This window comes from Brachybacterium sp. p3-SID957, assembly GCF_025144775.1.
Taxonomy (GTDB): domain Bacteria; phylum Actinomycetota; class Actinomycetes; order Actinomycetales; family Dermabacteraceae; genus Brachybacterium; species Brachybacterium epidermidis.
Genome location: NZ_JALXKT010000021.1, coordinates 28,464 through 44,120, shown reverse-complemented (window position 1 = coordinate 44,120; position 15,657 = coordinate 28,464). Strand labels below are relative to the sequence as shown.

The window sequence follows — 15,657 nt, the reverse complement described above, 5'->3', positions numbered from 1 at the left end:
GGATATCCGATCTTTGCCTCGCGGACCTCGTTTCGGGCGCCGGCGGACGGTCACGCCGTGACATGGCCAGGCCGGCGCACGGCCCCTCGACTCACGACCCACGGACCCTCGACGCACGACCCACGACCTCGGAGGGTCAGCCGCGGGGCTGCTGCCCGTAGTGCTGCACGATCACCTTGACCATCGACCCCAGCCGCATCCGCTCGGGCTGCAGCACCGGGATGTCCAGCTCCTCGTACGGGCCGGCGTTCACCGGACCGACCACCGCCAGCACCAGGTCTCCGGACTGCGCCCGCTCCCGTATGCCGTCCAGCACCCCTTCCCGTCGGGCGACCTCCAACCAGCGGTGTGCACCCGGGGCGGCCGTGGAGACCACGGCGTCGATCCGGCCCTCGGCAGCATCGTGCACGGAGCGACGCACGGCCTCGGGGTCGCGGGGAGGGCCCCACCGGTACACGGTCAGGCTCACCACGTCGGCACCCTTCTGGGCCAGCAGCTCGTCGAGCCCGTCGGCCCCCGAACCGTGATGCTGCACCGCCACCCGCCGCCCGGCGACATCCATGGTGCGCAGGTGCTCGGCCACCTCTGCGGCGGTCTCCGACTCGGCCACCCAGTGGGCGGTCAGGCCCGCCTGCTGGATCGCGCCGCGCCCCTTGGGGCCGCGCGCCAGGATCGTGGCACCGGACAGTGCTTCGCGCAGCTGCTCGGCGATCCCGGAGGCAGTGGCCGCCTCGAACCAGCCGCGCATCCCGATGCCCGTGGTGATCACCAGCAGCTCGGGTGGATCGGCGATCAGCTCCCGGGTGCGGGCCAGCAGCGCCTCGTCGTCCACGTGCGGGATGTTGGTCAGGGGCGCGGCGACCGACACCTCGGCGCCATGCCGTTCGAGAGCGGCCGCCAGTTCCTCCGTGCGGCGGTCCACCGCCAGCACGATGCGGCGGCCGTCGAGGGCGTCGGAGAGACGGTGCGCGTCAGGCGAGGTGGTCATGACCTCAGCGTACGGAGGAAACGAGCCAGTGACAGCCGGAAACGGGGCAGCGGCGTCGAAACGATCGGTCCGCGCGGTTTCGTCCGTCAGCTGGGGCATATAGCCTCCTGTGGAGCGGGTCACTGCCCGCCCCATGTCACCGACCGAGGAGGACGCATGACCGACACCACTGGTTTCCCGAACGAGAACGAAGGCCCCGCGGACGGCGGCGCTGCAGGCGTTCCCGGCGTGCAGGACGGCGGCGCCGACGGCGGCGCGGAGGGCCCTGCGGACGGTGGCGCCTCGGGCGTTCCCGGCGTGCAGGACGGTGGCGCTGACGGCGGCGCGGAGGGTCCGGCCGACGGCGGTGCCTCCGGCGTCCCCGGCCAGCAGGACGGCGGCGCCGACGGTGGAGCTGATCGGTGACCACCTGTCCTTCGACCGATGACCAGCACCCCGGTTCCCGTGACGGGGCCGGGGTGCTGGCCTCGCGCCTGATCGACGTCGGCCGCGAGGAGTTCGCCGCCGAGGTGTGGGGGCGCAAGGCTCTGCTGACGCGGGGAGCGAGCGATTTCTCCGACCTGTTCTCCTCCGCCGCGGTCGACGAGCTGATCTCCCGCCGCGGTCTGCGCTCGCCGTTCCTGCGTGTCGCGAAGGACGGGGCGACGCTGCCGGTGTCCTCCTTCACGTCTGGCGCCGGTGTGGGTGCCACGATCGGCGACCAGCTGGATGACACCGCTCTGTGGCGGCACTTCCGTGATGGCGCCACCCTGGTGCTGCAGGCCCTGCAGCGCACCTGGGAGCCACTGGCTGCCTTCACTGCCGATCTCGCCGACGAGCTGGGCAATCCTGTGCAGGCCAACGCCTACATCACGCCCCCGCAGAATCAGGGCTTCGACGACCACTACGACGTGCACGACGTGTTCGTGCTGCAGATCGAGGGCACCAAGCGATGGGTGCTGCGCCCTCCCGTGCTGGAGGCACCCCTGCGGGACCAGCCCTGGACCGACCGCCGGGACGCTGTCGCCGAGGCCGCCGCCAATGAGCCGTACATCGACGCGGTGCTCGAACCCGGGGACGCCCTCTACCTGCCGCGGGGCTGGCTGCATTCGGCCACAGCGCAGGGCGAGGTCTCCATCCACGTGACCCTCGGCATCCACAACTGGACCCGGTACGCCGTGGCCGAGGAGGTCACCCAGTCCGTACTGGCGCTTCTGCGGGAGGATCCGCAGATGCGGCAGAGCCTCCCGCTGGGGTCCGACGGGCCCGACAGGGAGGTGCTGGACCTGGTGCGGGAGAAGATCGCGGCCGTGCTCGACGATGCTGATCCCTCCGCCGGCCTGGCCCGCACCCGTCGGGGGCAGGCACGCCCGGCACCGCTGGGACCGCTCGCACAGCTCGCCGCCCTGCGGGGCCTGCAAGCCCACACAGACGATGCAGACGATGCAGACGATGCAGACGATGCAGGATCGCCCCGGTTCGTGCTGCGCGGCCACCTGGATGCGCGACTGGAAGGATCTCGGTTGTGGACGCGGGTGGGCTGGCTGGACTTCACCGAGGGGGAGCTCGCGCACGTGAAGCCGGCGCTGGCCGGTGACTCGATCACCGCGGAGCAGGCCGGTCGTGAGCTGGTGGAGCGCCTGCTGCGTTCCGGCGTGCTGGTGCCGGCCGATGCTGTCCCCGCGGAAGTGCGCCCCGGGGTCGGTACACCTTCCAGCACTGAGACGTGACCCCTCTGCCACCACAGCACGCATTCCGCTGCGCCGATGCCGCCCGGGAGCGCGGTGACGGGATCGCCGGCACCGCGCCCCGCGGCACGTACTGGGTGCTGGTCGAGCATCGCGGGGGCTGGCCACCCAACGGCTTCGACGGCCTGGATCTCGATGCTGAGGTGTACGCACAGGTGTTCACGGCAGCGCAGGCGCTGCGGGCCCGTATCCTGTTGATCCGTCGGCACGGGCGGCGCTCCCGGGCCGCCTCGGGCCGCTGGGGCGTGATGCACCTGGCCGGGCCCGGGGACCTGCGGCAGATCTGGGGCCGCTGGCGACACGATGAGGACCTGCGGGTTATCCCGGAAGCCCTGACGGAGGTGGCTGATCCGGCGAACGCGGGCCGGCTCAGCGGGGATCCGGTGCTGCTGGTGTGCGCTCATGGTCAGCACGACGTGTGCTGTGCGGTGCGCGGGCGGCCCGTCGCGGCGGCCCTGGCCGCGCGGTGGCCGGAGTCGGTCTGGGAGTGCTCGCACGTGGGTGGCGACAGGTTCGCGGCGAACGTCCTGGTGGTGCCCGACGGCGTGTACTACGGCAACCTCGAGGCCGGCAGCACTTTCGCTGTGATCGAGGACCACATGCAGGGACTCATCGGGGCCGAGCACCTGCGGGGGTACACGGACCTGGCACCGGTGGAGCAAGTGGCAGTCAGTGCCGCCCTCGAGCACTGGGGCCCGGCCGGCCGCTTCGACCACCGCATCGACTCCGCTGCGTTCGAGGACGGCCGGTGGCGGGTGCGAGTACGTCGCCTGCGCTCAGGGGCGGGAACCAAGGTCCGGGATGCGGGCGCAGAAGATCGGCAGGAGCTCGCTGCCCAGCAGCTGCTCGAGGTGGAGCTCAGCGCCTCGCGCACCGAGCCTCGCCAGCTCACCTGCCGCGGGCTGCAGAAAGCGGTCGCGGCCGCGTTCACCGTGGAGCACGTCCGGGAGCTGCTCGGACCCTCGCCAGGGACCACCCCACGTTCTACGATGTAGCTCATGGCCGAGATCGCGATCCGTGCGCTCAAGCAGAGAGCCTCCGTCGTCGCGGCAGAGGCACGGGCGGGCACCGGGCTGCTGGATCCAGTGGTGCTGCGGTCCCTCGACGCGCCCCATCTCTCCACCGCTCTCGAACTGGGGGACGACGTCGATGGCCTGGCCACCGACGGCGACCGCATGGCAAAAGCCGCGCAGGACCTTGGCATCACCGTCCTCGCGCCCGGGCCGGCCTCGCAGCAGGTCTAGCGTGCACCCATGCAGATCCTTGAGGACGACGACACCAGGACCAGGCAGGACGGCGAGTTCATCGCGCTGTCCCGCGGGTTCGACACACGGCTGACGGCCTGGGCGGCCGCGCAGCTGGATCTCGCGGACTCGATCCGCGCCCACACCCGGCACGGGCGCACCCCGCGCCGGCCCGCCCTCAGCATCGGGGAAGCCTCCGCGCATCTGCTCCTGTTCACCTTCAGAGCCGACAGCGATCCGTCACCGATCCATCTGCTGGTGGCGCGCGACGGGCTGCTGATCGTGGCCGACGGTGATGACCTCGACCGCATCAGGGACCGCCTCCACGCGCCGAGCACCTCACCGAGCCCCGACCTGTGGGCGATCGTGATCGACCTGGTGCACCAGTTGGCTCTCCACACCCAGGACGTCCTGGACGACATGGTCGAGCGGAGCCGGCGGCTCGAGGTGCGAGCAGCCGGCTTCACCTCCGCGCCGGAGCGCAAGGCCATCGCCGAGCTGCGCAACCACCTGTTCTCCATCCAGGAGATCTCCGATACCCAGCACCGCCTGATGGCACCGGACGGGGACCTGGCGCAGTGCCTCTCACCGGGCCACCGTCGTCAGCTCCGTCGCAGCGCGAACGCCGTGGACGCCGTGCGCTCTCGGGCCACCCAGCAGTACGCCCGCCTGGGCGACGTGCTCCAGCAGCAGGGGACGATCATCAGCGAGCGCCTCACCTTCGTGGCCACGATCTTCCTGCCCCTGAACCTGGCCGCGGGATTCTTCGGCACGAACTTCGGCTGGCTGGTGGACAGGATCGGCTCCCTCAGCGCTTTCCTCGCTCTCGGCGTGGCCCTGCCGCTGCTGCTGGTCCTGGTGACCATCGTGCTCACCCACCGGGTGGCGCGCTCGTCCTGAGAACGGGGCGGCGGCCCGTCATCGCAGCTGTGGGCAGGGCTCGCACCCCGGCGAATGGCTGATCACACGTCAGAGGCCCCCTCCCTGACGGGAGAGGGCCTCTGACGTGCTGCTTTGTGGAGACTAGGGGGGTCGAACCCCTGACCTGAAGCTTGCAAAGCTACCGCTCTACCAACTGAGCTAAGTCCCCGGGTGCGCCGATGGCGCAGGATCGATTGTAGGCCTACACCCGCTCTGCGGGAACGGGCTGGGCCTTGGGGGCGGCCTGTGCCTGGTCCTGCTCGGCGGAGATGGCCTCGGCCTCGTTCCACAGGTCGTTGCGGAGCCGATCCGATTCCACCTTGCGCCAGACGAGAACGCCGGCGACGGTGCTGCTGATCAGGACTGCTGCGATCTGCGCGAACTTCTTCACGAGTCCTCCGATCCTCGAAGTGGGCCTAACTGGACTTGAACCAGTGACCTCTGTCTTATCAGGACAGCGCTCTAACCGACTGAGCTATAGGCCCATGATGGCGATCCCTGCACGGTGCTTCAAGGCGGGCCCGGAGAACCGTGCGGCGGCGTGCCACCGACGCACTACGGTACAGCCCCTCCCGCCTCTGCGTCCAACCGGCCCGGATGGTTGTACGGGAGGTCACAGCGGGCCCCGTCCCCCGGTCTCGGTTCGATCGCCGGCCACTCGTGACCAGATCCGCTCCTACGGTGAGGCCATGAGCGAGCATCGTGCCATCACTGCCCTGGAGTCCCTGGGACTGGACCACACCGTCACTCGCCACGACCGGGTCTCCTCCCTGGCCGAGGCCGCTGCTGCCCGCGGCGTCCAGCCCCGCGACCTGATCAAGACCCTGGTGGTGCGCCGCGCCGAGGGCGACTTCCTCTTCGTGCTGGTGCCCGGTGACCGGGAGATCTCCTGGCCGAAGCTGCGCTCCCTGCTGGGCGTGAACCGCCTCTCGATGCCGGACAAGGACGTGGCCATGCAGGCCACCGGCTACGAGCGCGGCACCATCACGCCCTTCGGCTCCACCACCGCCTGGCCTGTCATCGCCGATGCCTCCCTGGTCGGGGACCCGGATCGCGAGATCTCCCTGGGCGCCGGAGCTCACGGCGTGGCCGTCACGGTGAACGCCGAGGCCGCCCTCGAAGCGCTGACCGCGCAGGTCGCGGACGTCACCGAGCTGCGCTGAGGGCCGCAGACCCCGGTCTCACTCGTCGGTGAAGGTGAACTTCAGCCCGCCCAACAGCGCCGCCACCAGGTTGTACAGGAACGCCAGCAGGGTGCCCAGCGCCGTGATCAGCACGACGTTCACCACGGCCACCACGGTGCCGTAACTGACCATCTTCGAGAAGCTGAAGAAGTCCATGAAGGGCAACGGATTGCCACCGTTGAGGTCACGTCCCAGCTGGTCGATCTGATTCCACAGGCCGATGGCGTCCACCAGGTTCCACAGCAGTGCCACGGCTACGACGGTGGAGATGCCGATCGCGATCGCGATCAGGAACGACAGCTTCATCACCGAGAACGGGTCCAGCCGTGCCAGGGTGAGGCGCACGCGCCGCGGCGCGCGCCGCTCGCGCTCATTGGCGCTGCCGGCCGAGGCCGACTTCACGGGGCTGCGGCTGGCGCCCTTCGAGGAGTCGCCGGACGACGCCGAATCGCGCTGTGCGTTGCTCGTGGTCACGGGTCACTCCTCGGTCTGGGTGTCATCGTCGGACGACGGGTCGGACGGCTCCGAGCCTAGATCATCGCCGCCGTCGACCGTCCCCTGCGACGCGTCCGCGGGCGAAGCCTCCACAGGATCTGCCGAACCGGCCTCGCCGTCGGGATCGGCCGGAAGGTCCTCCCGGGCGGCCTCCGCGGCGGTCTCGGTCCCCTCCATCGCCTCGGCGATCGCGGCCTCACCAGCGGCGGCCTCCGACCCAGCGCCCTCAGCGGCCTCGATCTCCTCGTCCACCTCGGCCTCGGAGGTGGTGGTCACCAGGATGATGTGGTCGCCCTTGTCGGGCTTGGCGAACACCACGCCCATGGTGGTGCGGCCCTTGGCGGGAACGCCGTCCACGCGCGAGCGCACCACCTTGCCGCGCTCCATCACCACCAGCAGCTCGTCGGTCTCCTGCACAACGGCCGCGCCGACCAGGTGGCCGCGGTCGTCCGGCAGCTTCGCCACCCGGATGCCCAGGCCGCCGCGGCCCTGCAGGCGGTACTCCTCGATGCTGGTGCGCTTGGCGAAGCCGCCGTCGGTCACGGTGACCACGAAGGTGCCCGGTCGCACCACGTCCATGGCCAGCAGCTCGTCCTGGTTGCGGAACTTCATGCCGGTCACGCCGGATGTGGCGCGGCCCATGGGGCGCAGCACGTCGTCGGCGGCGGGGAAGCGCACCGACTGGCCGTTGCGGGAGACCATCAGCAGGTGGTCGTCGCTGTTGACTGCACGGGCCGCGATCACGCGGTCCTGTCGGGGCCCGTCGGGGCCATCCACCTCGCGCAGGTTGATGGCGATGATGCCGCCGGTGCGGTTGGAGTCGAAGGCCGACAGCGGGGTCTTCTTCACCAGGCCCGAGCGGGTGGCCAGCACCAGGAACTCGGCGTCCTCGTAGGTGTCCAGGGACAGCACCGAGGCGATCCGCTCCTCCGGCTGGAAGGCCATCAGGTTCGCCACGTGCTGGCCCTTCGCATCGCGCGGCGCCTCAGGGATCTCGTAGCCCTTGGAGCGGTACACGCGGCCCTGGTTGGTGAAGAACAGCAGCCAGCGGTGGGTGGTGGTGGTGAAGAAGTGCTCCACCACGTCGTCGGCCCGCAGCGCCGCCCCGCGCACGCCCTTGCCGCCGCGCTTCTGCGCCCGGTACTGGTCGGTGCGGGTGCGCTTGACGTAACCGCCCTTGGTGATGGTGACGACCACGTCCTCCTCCGGGATCAGGTCCTCCATCGACATGTCCGAGTCGAAGGGCAGGATCTGGGTGCGGCGGTCGTCGCCGTACTTCTCCACGATCTCGGTGAGCTCCTCGGAGACGATGCTGCGCTGCCGGGCAGGATCGGCCAGGATCGCCTTGTACTCCTCGATCATCGCCTGCAGGCGGTCGTGCTCGTCGATGATCTTCTGGCGCTCCAGGGCGGCCAGGCGGCGCAGCTGCATCGCCAGGATGGCGTTGGCCTGGATCTCGTCGATCTCCAGCAGCTCCATCAGTCCCTCGCGGGCCTGGTCGGCATCCGGGGAACGCCGGATCAGGGCGATCACCTCGTCCAGCGCGTCCAGCGCCTTGAGGTAGCCGCGGTAGATGTGGATCTGCTCCTCGGCCTTGCGCAGGCGGTACTGGGTGCGCCGCACGATCACGTCGATCTGGTGGCGGGTCCACTCGCGCACGAACGAGTCGATCGACAGGGTGCGCGGCACCCCGCCGGCCAGGGCCAGCATGTTGGCGGAGAAGTTCTCCTGCAGCTGGGTGTGCTTGTAGAGGTTGTTGAGCACCACCTTGGCCACGGCGTCCCGCTTGAGGGTGAGCACCAGGCGCTGGCCGGTGCGGCCGGAGGTCTCGTCGGTGATGTCGGCGATGCCCTGCACCTTGCCCAGCTTGACCAGCTCGGCGATCTTGCGGGCCAGGGTGTCGGGGTTGACCTGGTAGGGCAGCTCGGTGACCACCAGGGCCATCCGCCCGCCCACCTCCTCGGTGTTGACCACGGCGCGCTGAGTGATGGAGCCGCGGCCGGTGCGGTAGGCCTCCTCGATGCCCTTGGTGCCCACGATGGTGGCGCCGGTGGGGAAGTCGGGGCCCTTGATGAACCGCAGGCAGGCCTCCAGCAGCTCGGGCTTGGTGGCCTCGGGGTTCTGCAGCAGCCACTGCACGGCCCCTGCGACCTCGCGCAGGTTGTGCGGGGGGATGTTGGTGGCCATGCCCACGGCGATCCCCGAGGAGCCGTTGACCAGCAGGTTCGGGAAGCGGGCCGGCAGGATCGACGGCTCCTGGATGGTGTTGTCGTAGTTGCCGACGGTGTCGACGGTGTCCTGCTCGATGTCCCGCACCAGCTCCAGGGCCAGCGGTGCCATCTTGCACTCGGTGTACCTCGGGGCGGCCGCGCCGTCGTCGCCGGCGGAGCCGAAGTTGCCCTGCCCCAGGATCAGCGGGTACCGCATGGACCACGGCTGGACCAGGCGCACCATCGCGTCGTAGATCGCCGAGTCGCCGTGGGGGTGGTAGTTGCCCATCACCTCGCCGACGACCTTCGCGCACTTGGAGAAGGAGCGGTCGGGGCGGTAGCCGCCGTCGTACATCGCGTAGATGATGCGGCGGTGGACGGGCTTGAGTCCGTCACGCACGTCCGGCAGGGCGCGGCCGACGATCACGCTCATCGCGTAGTCGAGGTAGGAGCGCTGCATCTCCTGGTTGAGGTCGACCTGGCTGATCTTGTCGACCTCGCTCTCGTCCAGCGGGTCCACCAGCGTGACGGTGCGATCGACGGCCTCGGAGGCGGAGACCTGGGTGGTGCCCTCGGGGGCGACCTGGCCGGCCGGTGCTCCCTCCAGCAGGACGTCATCGGCGCCGGACGGGGTGCCCGTCGGCTCGGGGCCGGTCCCACCGGCGCCCTGGTCGGCGGGGAGGCCGCCGTTCTCCTCGGGGGTGGTGGGGTCGTTCGGGGTGTCGCTCATGCGGGAAGACCTTTCGCATCGGATCCCGGAGGATCCTGGGGCAGCGGGTGGGGGCCGGCCGCGGGGCGCGCGCGGGGACCGGTGAGGATCCGGTGCGCGGCGCCCGGGCCGTCAGATGTCGAGGAAGCGGACGTCCTTGGCGTTCTCCTGGATGAAGCGGCGGCGCGCGTCGACGTCGTCGCCCATCAGCACCGAGAAGATGGTGTCCGCATCGGCGGCCTCGTCCACGGTGACCTGCTTCAGGGTGCGCACGTCTCGGTCCATGGTGGTGGTCTGGAGCTCCTTCCAGTCCATCTCGCCCAGGCCCTTGTAGCGCTGGATCCCGTTCTCCTTGGGGATCCGTTTGCCGGCCGCGCGGCCGGCCTCCAGGCGCTGATCGCGCTCCTCGTCGCTGAACACGTACTCGTGCGGAGAGTTGGACCACTTCAGGCGGTACAGCGGCGGCATCGCGATGAACACGTGGCCCAGTTCGATCAGCGGCCGCATGTAGCGGAACAGCAGGGTCAGCAGCAGGGTGCAGATGTGCTGGCCGTCGACGTCGGCGTCGGCCATCAGGATGATCTTGTGGTACCGCAGCTTGGTGGCGTCGAAGTCCTCGCCGATGCCGGTGCCGAAGGCGGTGATCAGCGAGCGCACCTCCTGGTTGTCCAGGGCGCGGTCCAGCCGGGCCTTCTCCACGTTCAGGATCTTGCCGCGGATGGGCAGGATGGCCTGGGTGCGCGGATCGCGACCGGAGACGGCCGAGCCGCCGGCGGAGTCGCCCTCCACGATGAAGATCTCGGACTCGGCGGGGTTGCGGGAGGAGCAGTCGCGCAGCTTGCCGGGCATGCCACCCGTCTCCAGCGGGGACTTGCGGCGCGTGGCGTCGCGGGCCTTGCGGGCGGCCTCGCGGGCCATCGCGGCGGCCTGCGCCTTGGTGACGATGGAGCGGGCCTCCTGAGGGTGGGACTCCATCCAGGCCACCAGCTGGTCGTTCATCACCTTGACCATGAAGGTGCGGGCGATGGCGTTGCCCAGCTTGGTCTTGGTCTGGCCTTCGAACTGCGGCTCACCGAGCTTCACGGACACCACGGCGGTTAGGCCCTCGCGGATGTCCTCACCGGTGAGGTTGGCGTCCTTCTCCTTGAGGATGCCCTGGGCGCGGGCGTACCGGTTCACGATCGCCGTCAGCGCCGTGCGGAAGCCCTCCTCGTGGGTGCCGCCCTCATGGGTGTTGATGGTGTTGGCGTAGGTGTGCACCGACTCGGAGTAGGCACCCGTCCACTGCATGGCGACCTCGACGGAGATCTTCACGTCGGTGTCCTCGGCCTCGAAGGCGATGATCTCGGGGTGGATCACCTCGGCCCGCTTGGCCTTGTTGATGAACTCCACGAAGTCCTGCAGGCCGCGGTCGTAGCGGTAGGTCCAGGTGGGGGGGCCGGCGGGCTTGTCCTCGCCCTCGCCCTCCAGCTCGACGTCGACGAGGTCTTCCTCGCCCTCCTCCACGACGGCGGGACGCAGATCGGTGAGGGTGATCGCCAGGCCCTTGTTCAGGAACGCCATCTGCTGGAAGCGCTTGCGCAGCACCTCGACGTCGAACACGGTGGCGTCGAAGATCTCCGCATCCGGCCAGAAGCTGATGGTGGTGCCGGTCTCCTCGGTCTGCTCGCCCTTGTCCAGCGGGGCCTCGGGGATGCCGCGCTGGTACGCCTGGCGCCACACGTGGCCCTGACGGCGGATCTCCACCTCCATCCGACGGGACAGGGCGTTGACCACCGAGGATCCCACGCCGTGCAGACCACCGGAGACGGCGTACCCGCCGCCGCCGAACTTGCCGCCGGCGTGCAGCACGGTGAGCACCAGCTCCACGGCGGGCTTGCCCTCGGTGGGGTGCATGTCCACCGGGATGCCGCGGGCGTGGTCGACCACCCTGACGCCGCCGTCCTCCAGCAGCGTGACCTCGATCGAGTCGCCGTGGCCGGCCAGGGCCTCGTCCACGGAGTTGTCGACGATCTCCCACACCAGGTGGTGCAGCCCGCGCTCACCGGTGGAGCCGATGTACATGCCGGGGCGCTTGCGGACGGCCTCGAGGCCCTCGAGAACGGTGATGTCCGAGGCCTCGTAGTGCTCAGGTGCGTGAGCGGCGCTCTCCGCGGCGCTGGGCGCGGGGGGCTCGGCCTGGGCCTGGGTCACTGCCTGATCGGGTGTGGGGTGGTCGCTGTCGCTCACGTGGTGCAGCTCCTCGCAGTACGGGGGCCCTCGGCTCCGGTGGAGCGCCGAGGGGGTTCGACCTGGTGGCGGCGCGGAACGTATCCTGGCCTGGCACGCGAACGGCCCGCCGCGCCTCGCGCACACGCGCGAGGGCCCACAGGACGCTGACCTCGGGGCCGGGAACAGGAAGCAGTGCGCCGGGTTGCCGGTCGAACCTGGTCGATTCTATCGGAATCAGGCCCGTGAACCTATTCGACGCCCCGATCACGTGGACAACACGACGCGGGAGTGCCCCCAGGCGGCCCGAGAACCCCCCGTGGAACGACTCGGACACCGTCCCGTGGGGTCCGGTACGCGCCGAGGGGTGATCTCCCGCCACAGGGCCGTGCAGGGATCTCACCCGTAGGTGTCGCGCGGGCCCCTCCAGGTGACGGTGCGGCGGCCCTTCTTCCAGCTGCGCTGCGCGGCCGCGGGCCCGGTGACTCGCAGCTCGGAGACGACGTGCGAACCCACGTGCTCCTCGATGGTGGTGATCAGCTGGGGGGTGAGCATGCGCAGCTGGGAGGCCCAGGCGGAGGAGGAGGCGCTGACCACCAGGACCCCGTCCTCGAAGGAGACCGGGCGACAATGGGCAGCCAGCCGGTCGCCGACGATCTCCTCCCACTCCTCGAGCACGCGTCCCGCGCTCATGCCGGCACTCCATCCCAGGTCGCCCAGCACGCGGCGCAGCACCAGCTGCACGCCCTGCGGGTCCCGGGGATCGGGCCGCGCGCCGGAGTAGCCCGGCGCGCTGGTGGATCGGTCGCGCACGTCGCGGGCCTGGGTCTTGGCGGAGATCGGGAACAGGCCCCGGTCTCGCGCCGCGGCCCGGGAGCGGTTGACGGTGCGGCGGGCGAGCTCGAAGGGGTCAGCGGGGGTGGGCAGGTCCACCGGGTCGTAGGCAGGCGGTTCCGGCTCGGGATCGCGGTCGTCGACCCACTGCTGGTCATCGGCCCCCTGGTCGGGACCGGGACCCGGCTCCGGCCAGCTCGCCTGGCGCTGGGCGCGGGTTTGCTCGGTCGGCGGCTCCTGCGGCAGATGCGCGGCACCGGGGCGCTGCGCCGATGTGTCGTCCCGGCGCCACGTGGACAGGTCGTAGGGGTTCGCCAGCGACGGTCGCGGCAGGGTCGGGGGCGGGGTGCGACGCCTGCCGTCAGCTGCGCTGCCACCGCCGGGCGCAGACCCGCCGCGGCGCGGAGTCATGCGGCCGCTCACCAGCTGCTCCCGGCGCTGCTGCTGCGCGGCACCGCCTCGCCGAGCGTCACGTCCACCAGGTGCATGTCCCCGTGCAGGGAGGTGGGGATGTCGGTGTCGTTGGCGGTGGTGATCAGCACTTGGGTGGCGCCGGTGACGATGCGTCCCAGGCGCTCACGGCGGTGCACGTCCAGCTCGCTGAACACGTCGTCGAGGATCAGGATGGGCTCGCCGTCGCCGAGATCCCCCTCCTCCAGTCGCAGCAGGTCGTAGGAGCCCAGGCGCAGCGACAGGGCCAGCGACCAGCTCTCGCCGTGGCTCGCATACCCCTTGGCGGGGAAGTCGTGCAGACGGATCTCCATGTCGTCGCGGTGGGGGCCCACCAGGGTGACACCGCGGTCGATCTCCTCGTCGTGCCTCTCGCCCAGCATCCGCAGCATCACGTCGTGGATCTCGACGGTGGTGGGGAGCGTGCCGGGCAGGGCACCGAGCTCATCGAGCACCGCGGAGCGGTAGGCGACATCGGCCGGGGAGTTCACCTCGGGCCGCTGGTCCGGGGGCAGGGAGAGGGACTCCTCAGCGCCCTCGTCGGAGGAGACCCGCAGGTAGGAGTAGCCCACATGGGGGCGCAGGCGGTTGACCAGGTGCAGTCGGGCACGCAGCAGGTCCGCGCCCAGTCGGGCCAGCTGCTGGTCCCACACCGCCAGGGTGGACTCGGCGGACTCGGCGGGGTCCAGCCCGCCCACAGACCGGCCGCTGCTGCCGCGTCTCATGGACCGCATCTGCTTGAGCAGGTTGGAGCGCTGCTTGAGCACCCGGTCGTAGTCGGCCTTGACCGAGGCGTAGCGCGGGGCGATGACGAACAGCAGCTCGTCCAGGAACCGCCGCCGGCCCTCGGGATCGGCCTTGACCAGGCCCAGGTCCTCCGGGGCGAACAGCACCGCTCGCACCTCTCCCAGCAGGTCCCGCAGCCGACTGAGGCCGCTGCCCTGCACGCGGGCACGATTGGACCGGCCCGGAGTGATCTCGAGGTCCACCTGCAGGGGGCGGCCGGCGCGCAGGAAGCTCGCGCGGATGATGGCGGTGCTCTCGCCGCGGTGCACCAGCGCGGCATCGTGGGAGACACGGTGGCTGGAGAGGGTGGCGAGGTACCAGACGGCCTCGACGATGTTCGTCTTTCCCTGGCCGTTCCGTCCCACCAGCACGGTGATCCCGGGCTTCACGGCCAAAGACAGCCGGGGGTAGGAGCGGTAGTCGGTGAGCTCGAGGGAGGTCAGCAGCACGGAGGGGTCACCCCCGCCGCTCAGATCCGCATCGGCATGATCAGGTACTTGTACGAGCTGCTGGGGCTGCCCTCGAGGGACTCCTGGCCGGCCATGACGGAGGGCTTGATGGAGTCGGTGAAGGTGAGCCGCGCGAACTCGGTGCCCAGGGCGCTCAGACCGTCCAGCAGGAAGCCGGAGTTGTATCCGACCACCAGGTCCTCGCCGTCCAGCTGCGCCTCGAGCACCTCACTGGCCTGGGCGTCGTCACCGGCGCCGGCCTCCAGAGCCACCTGACCCTCGGTGAAGGAGAGCCGCACGGGGGTGTTGCGCTCGGCCACCAGGGACACGCGCTTGACCGCGTCGATCAGCGGCCCGGTGGCGACCACCGCGGTGATCGGGGTGGAGTCGGGGAACAGGCGGCGCACGGGCGGGTAGTCGCCGTCGACCAGGGTGGAGGTGGTGCGGCGGCCGCCGGCCTCGAAGCCGATCAGGTTCGCCGAGCCCTCCTGGGACAGCGCGATGTCCACCCTGCCGCCGGTGGCCAGGGAACGGGCCACCTCGTGCAGGGTGCGGGCGCGCACCAGGGCGGTCAGCTCGGTGCCGGGACTGGCCGGGTTCCAGGTGAGCTCGCGCATCGCCAGCCGGTAGCGGTCGGTGGACATCAGCGTCATGGTCTCGCCGGAGATCTCGATCTTCACGCCGGTGAGCAGGGGGAGGGTGTCGTCCTTGGAGGCGGCCACGGTCACCTGGGAGATCGCCTCGGCGAACACGTCGGCCGGGACGGATCCCGCCACGGGCGGCATGGCCGGCAGCTGTGGGTACTCCTCGACCGGCAGGGTGGCCAGGGCGAAGCGAGCGCTGCCGCAGCGCACCTCGAGCTTGGTCCCCTCGAGGGCGATGGTGACGTCCTTGTTGGGCAGGGCGCGCACGATGTCGGAGAGCATCCGGCCCTGCACCAGCACCTCGCCGGGCTGGTCCACCTCGGCGTCGATGGTGATCTGCGCGCTGACCTCGTAGTCGAAGGTGGACAGCTGCAGCTCGCCGCCAGCATCGGCCACGATCCGCACACCCTGCAGGATGGGCATCGCCGGTCGCACGGGGAGGGTGCGGGTGGCCCAGGAGACGGCGTCGCCCAGAACGCCGCGGTCGAGGTGGAACTTCACCGTTGCCACTCCTTCGGAAGGGTCGTCATTCACGATCGGGACCCAGCGTATCCGCTCCGAGACCCTTCCGCCGACACACCGGCTGAGATCCTTGACTTCCCTGATGCCCGCCCCCGGCGCCCCGTCCACATCCACGTCGAGCACATAACTGCAGTCCTCTTCATCACGGCTGTGGATTCCGTGGACAACCACCGTCCTCCCAGGTCATCACGTACGAGCGACAGATGGACGGAGTGTGAATCACGCGCGTTCCGACGTGGTCGGACTGTGCAGGACGAAGCCCTCACAGCCGATTCCTGTGATTCCA

14 protein-coding genes and 2 tRNA genes are annotated in these 15,657 nt (G+C 70.3%); 6 read left to right on the top strand and 10 right to left on the bottom strand.

Going from position 1 to position 15,657, the window contains the following annotated elements; genetic code table 11:
- Positions 1-136: 136 nt before the first annotated feature.
- Positions 137-988: a uroporphyrinogen-III synthase gene (locus tag M3B01_RS06495; RefSeq protein ID WP_259790358.1), complete on the bottom strand. Its 852-nt coding sequence runs from the start codon at positions 986-988 to the stop codon at positions 137-139.
- Positions 989-1,144: 156 nt separating this feature from the next.
- Here M3B01_RS06495 and M3B01_RS06490 point away from each other — a divergent pair, with 156 nt between their 5' ends.
- From M3B01_RS06490 to M3B01_RS06470, 5 genes are read left to right on the top strand one after another with little or no spacing between them, the layout of a single operon-like run.
- The gene (locus M3B01_RS06490; protein ID WP_259790357.1) at positions 1,145-1,393 is read left to right on the top strand and encodes a hypothetical protein; all 249 of its coding nucleotides are present in this window, start codon (positions 1,145-1,147) and stop codon (positions 1,391-1,393) included.
- On the top strand, positions 1,390-2,697 hold the full coding sequence (locus tag M3B01_RS06485) for a cupin domain-containing protein (protein WP_259790355.1): 1,308 nt from the start codon (positions 1,390-1,392) through the stop codon (positions 2,695-2,697). The genes M3B01_RS06490 and M3B01_RS06485 overlap by 4 nt, the downstream gene beginning before the upstream one ends.
- Positions 2,694-3,710 carry a sucrase ferredoxin gene (locus tag M3B01_RS06480; protein ID WP_311203204.1) on the top strand — a complete coding sequence of 339 codons (1,017 nt, stop codon included), beginning with the start codon at positions 2,694-2,696 and terminating at the stop codon, positions 3,708-3,710. The genes M3B01_RS06485 and M3B01_RS06480 overlap by 4 nt, the downstream gene beginning before the upstream one ends.
- 3 nt (positions 3,711-3,713) lie before the next feature.
- Positions 3,714-3,959 carry a hypothetical protein gene (locus M3B01_RS06475; RefSeq protein ID WP_259790352.1) on the top strand — a complete coding sequence of 82 codons (246 nt, stop codon included), beginning with the start codon at positions 3,714-3,716 and terminating at the stop codon, positions 3,957-3,959.
- Positions 3,960-3,968: 9 nt separating this feature from the next.
- Positions 3,969-4,859: a CorA family divalent cation transporter gene (locus M3B01_RS06470; protein ID WP_259790351.1), complete on the top strand. Its 891-nt coding sequence runs from the start codon at positions 3,969-3,971 to the stop codon at positions 4,857-4,859.
- A 117-nt stretch (positions 4,860-4,976) separates the two neighbouring features.
- Here the strand turns inward: M3B01_RS06470 and M3B01_RS06465 are convergent.
- From M3B01_RS06465 to M3B01_RS06455, 3 genes are all read right to left on the bottom strand, one after another.
- Positions 4,977-5,049 (bottom strand) — tRNA-Ala (locus M3B01_RS06465).
- Between the two features lie 33 nt (positions 5,050-5,082).
- Entirely contained in the window at positions 5,083-5,271 is a 189-nt protein-coding gene (locus tag M3B01_RS06460; RefSeq protein WP_259790349.1) for a DLW-39 family protein, read from the bottom strand.
- Between the two features lie 20 nt (positions 5,272-5,291).
- A tRNA-Ile gene (locus tag M3B01_RS06455) sits at positions 5,292-5,365 on the bottom strand.
- Between the two features lie 204 nt (positions 5,366-5,569).
- Here M3B01_RS06455 and M3B01_RS06450 point away from each other — a divergent pair.
- Positions 5,570-6,043 (top strand): aminoacyl-tRNA deacylase, encoded by a 474-nt coding sequence (locus tag M3B01_RS06450; RefSeq protein ID WP_259790347.1) that lies wholly within the window; start codon positions 5,570-5,572, stop codon positions 6,041-6,043.
- Positions 6,044-6,061: 18 nt separating this feature from the next.
- Here the strand turns inward: M3B01_RS06450 and M3B01_RS06445 are convergent, their stop codons facing one another.
- The 6 genes from M3B01_RS06445 to dnaN all read right to left on the bottom strand — a co-directional run bounded on the left by M3B01_RS06445 (position 6,062) and on the right by dnaN (position 15,350).
- Entirely contained in the window at positions 6,062-6,538 is a 477-nt protein-coding gene (locus tag M3B01_RS06445) for a DUF3566 domain-containing protein (RefSeq protein WP_259790345.1), read from the bottom strand.
- A 3-nt stretch (positions 6,539-6,541) separates the two neighbouring features.
- Positions 6,542-9,499, bottom strand: a complete 2,958-nt coding sequence (gene gyrA, locus M3B01_RS06440) for a DNA gyrase subunit A (RefSeq protein ID WP_259790344.1) — start codon at positions 9,497-9,499, stop codon at positions 6,542-6,544.
- A 111-nt stretch (positions 9,500-9,610) separates the two neighbouring features.
- Positions 9,611-11,707 carry a DNA topoisomerase (ATP-hydrolyzing) subunit B gene (gyrB, locus tag M3B01_RS06435; protein ID WP_259790343.1) on the bottom strand — a complete coding sequence of 699 codons (2,097 nt, stop codon included), beginning with the start codon at positions 11,705-11,707 and terminating at the stop codon, positions 9,611-9,613.
- A 378-nt stretch (positions 11,708-12,085) separates the two neighbouring features.
- Positions 12,086-12,943 carry a DUF721 domain-containing protein gene (locus M3B01_RS06430; RefSeq protein ID WP_259790342.1) on the bottom strand — a complete coding sequence of 286 codons (858 nt, stop codon included), beginning with the start codon at positions 12,941-12,943 and terminating at the stop codon, positions 12,086-12,088.
- A complete protein-coding gene (gene recF / locus M3B01_RS06425) occupies positions 12,940-14,205 on the bottom strand; it encodes a DNA replication/repair protein RecF (RefSeq protein WP_259790341.1) in 1,266 nt (421 codons plus the stop codon). The genes M3B01_RS06430 and recF overlap by 4 nt, the downstream gene beginning before the upstream one ends.
- Positions 14,206-14,225: 20 nt before the next feature.
- Positions 14,226-15,350, bottom strand: coding sequence for a DNA polymerase III subunit beta (dnaN, locus tag M3B01_RS06420; RefSeq protein WP_259790340.1), 1,125 nt, complete (start codon positions 15,348-15,350; stop codon positions 14,226-14,228).
- Positions 15,351-15,657 lie beyond the last annotated feature (307 nt).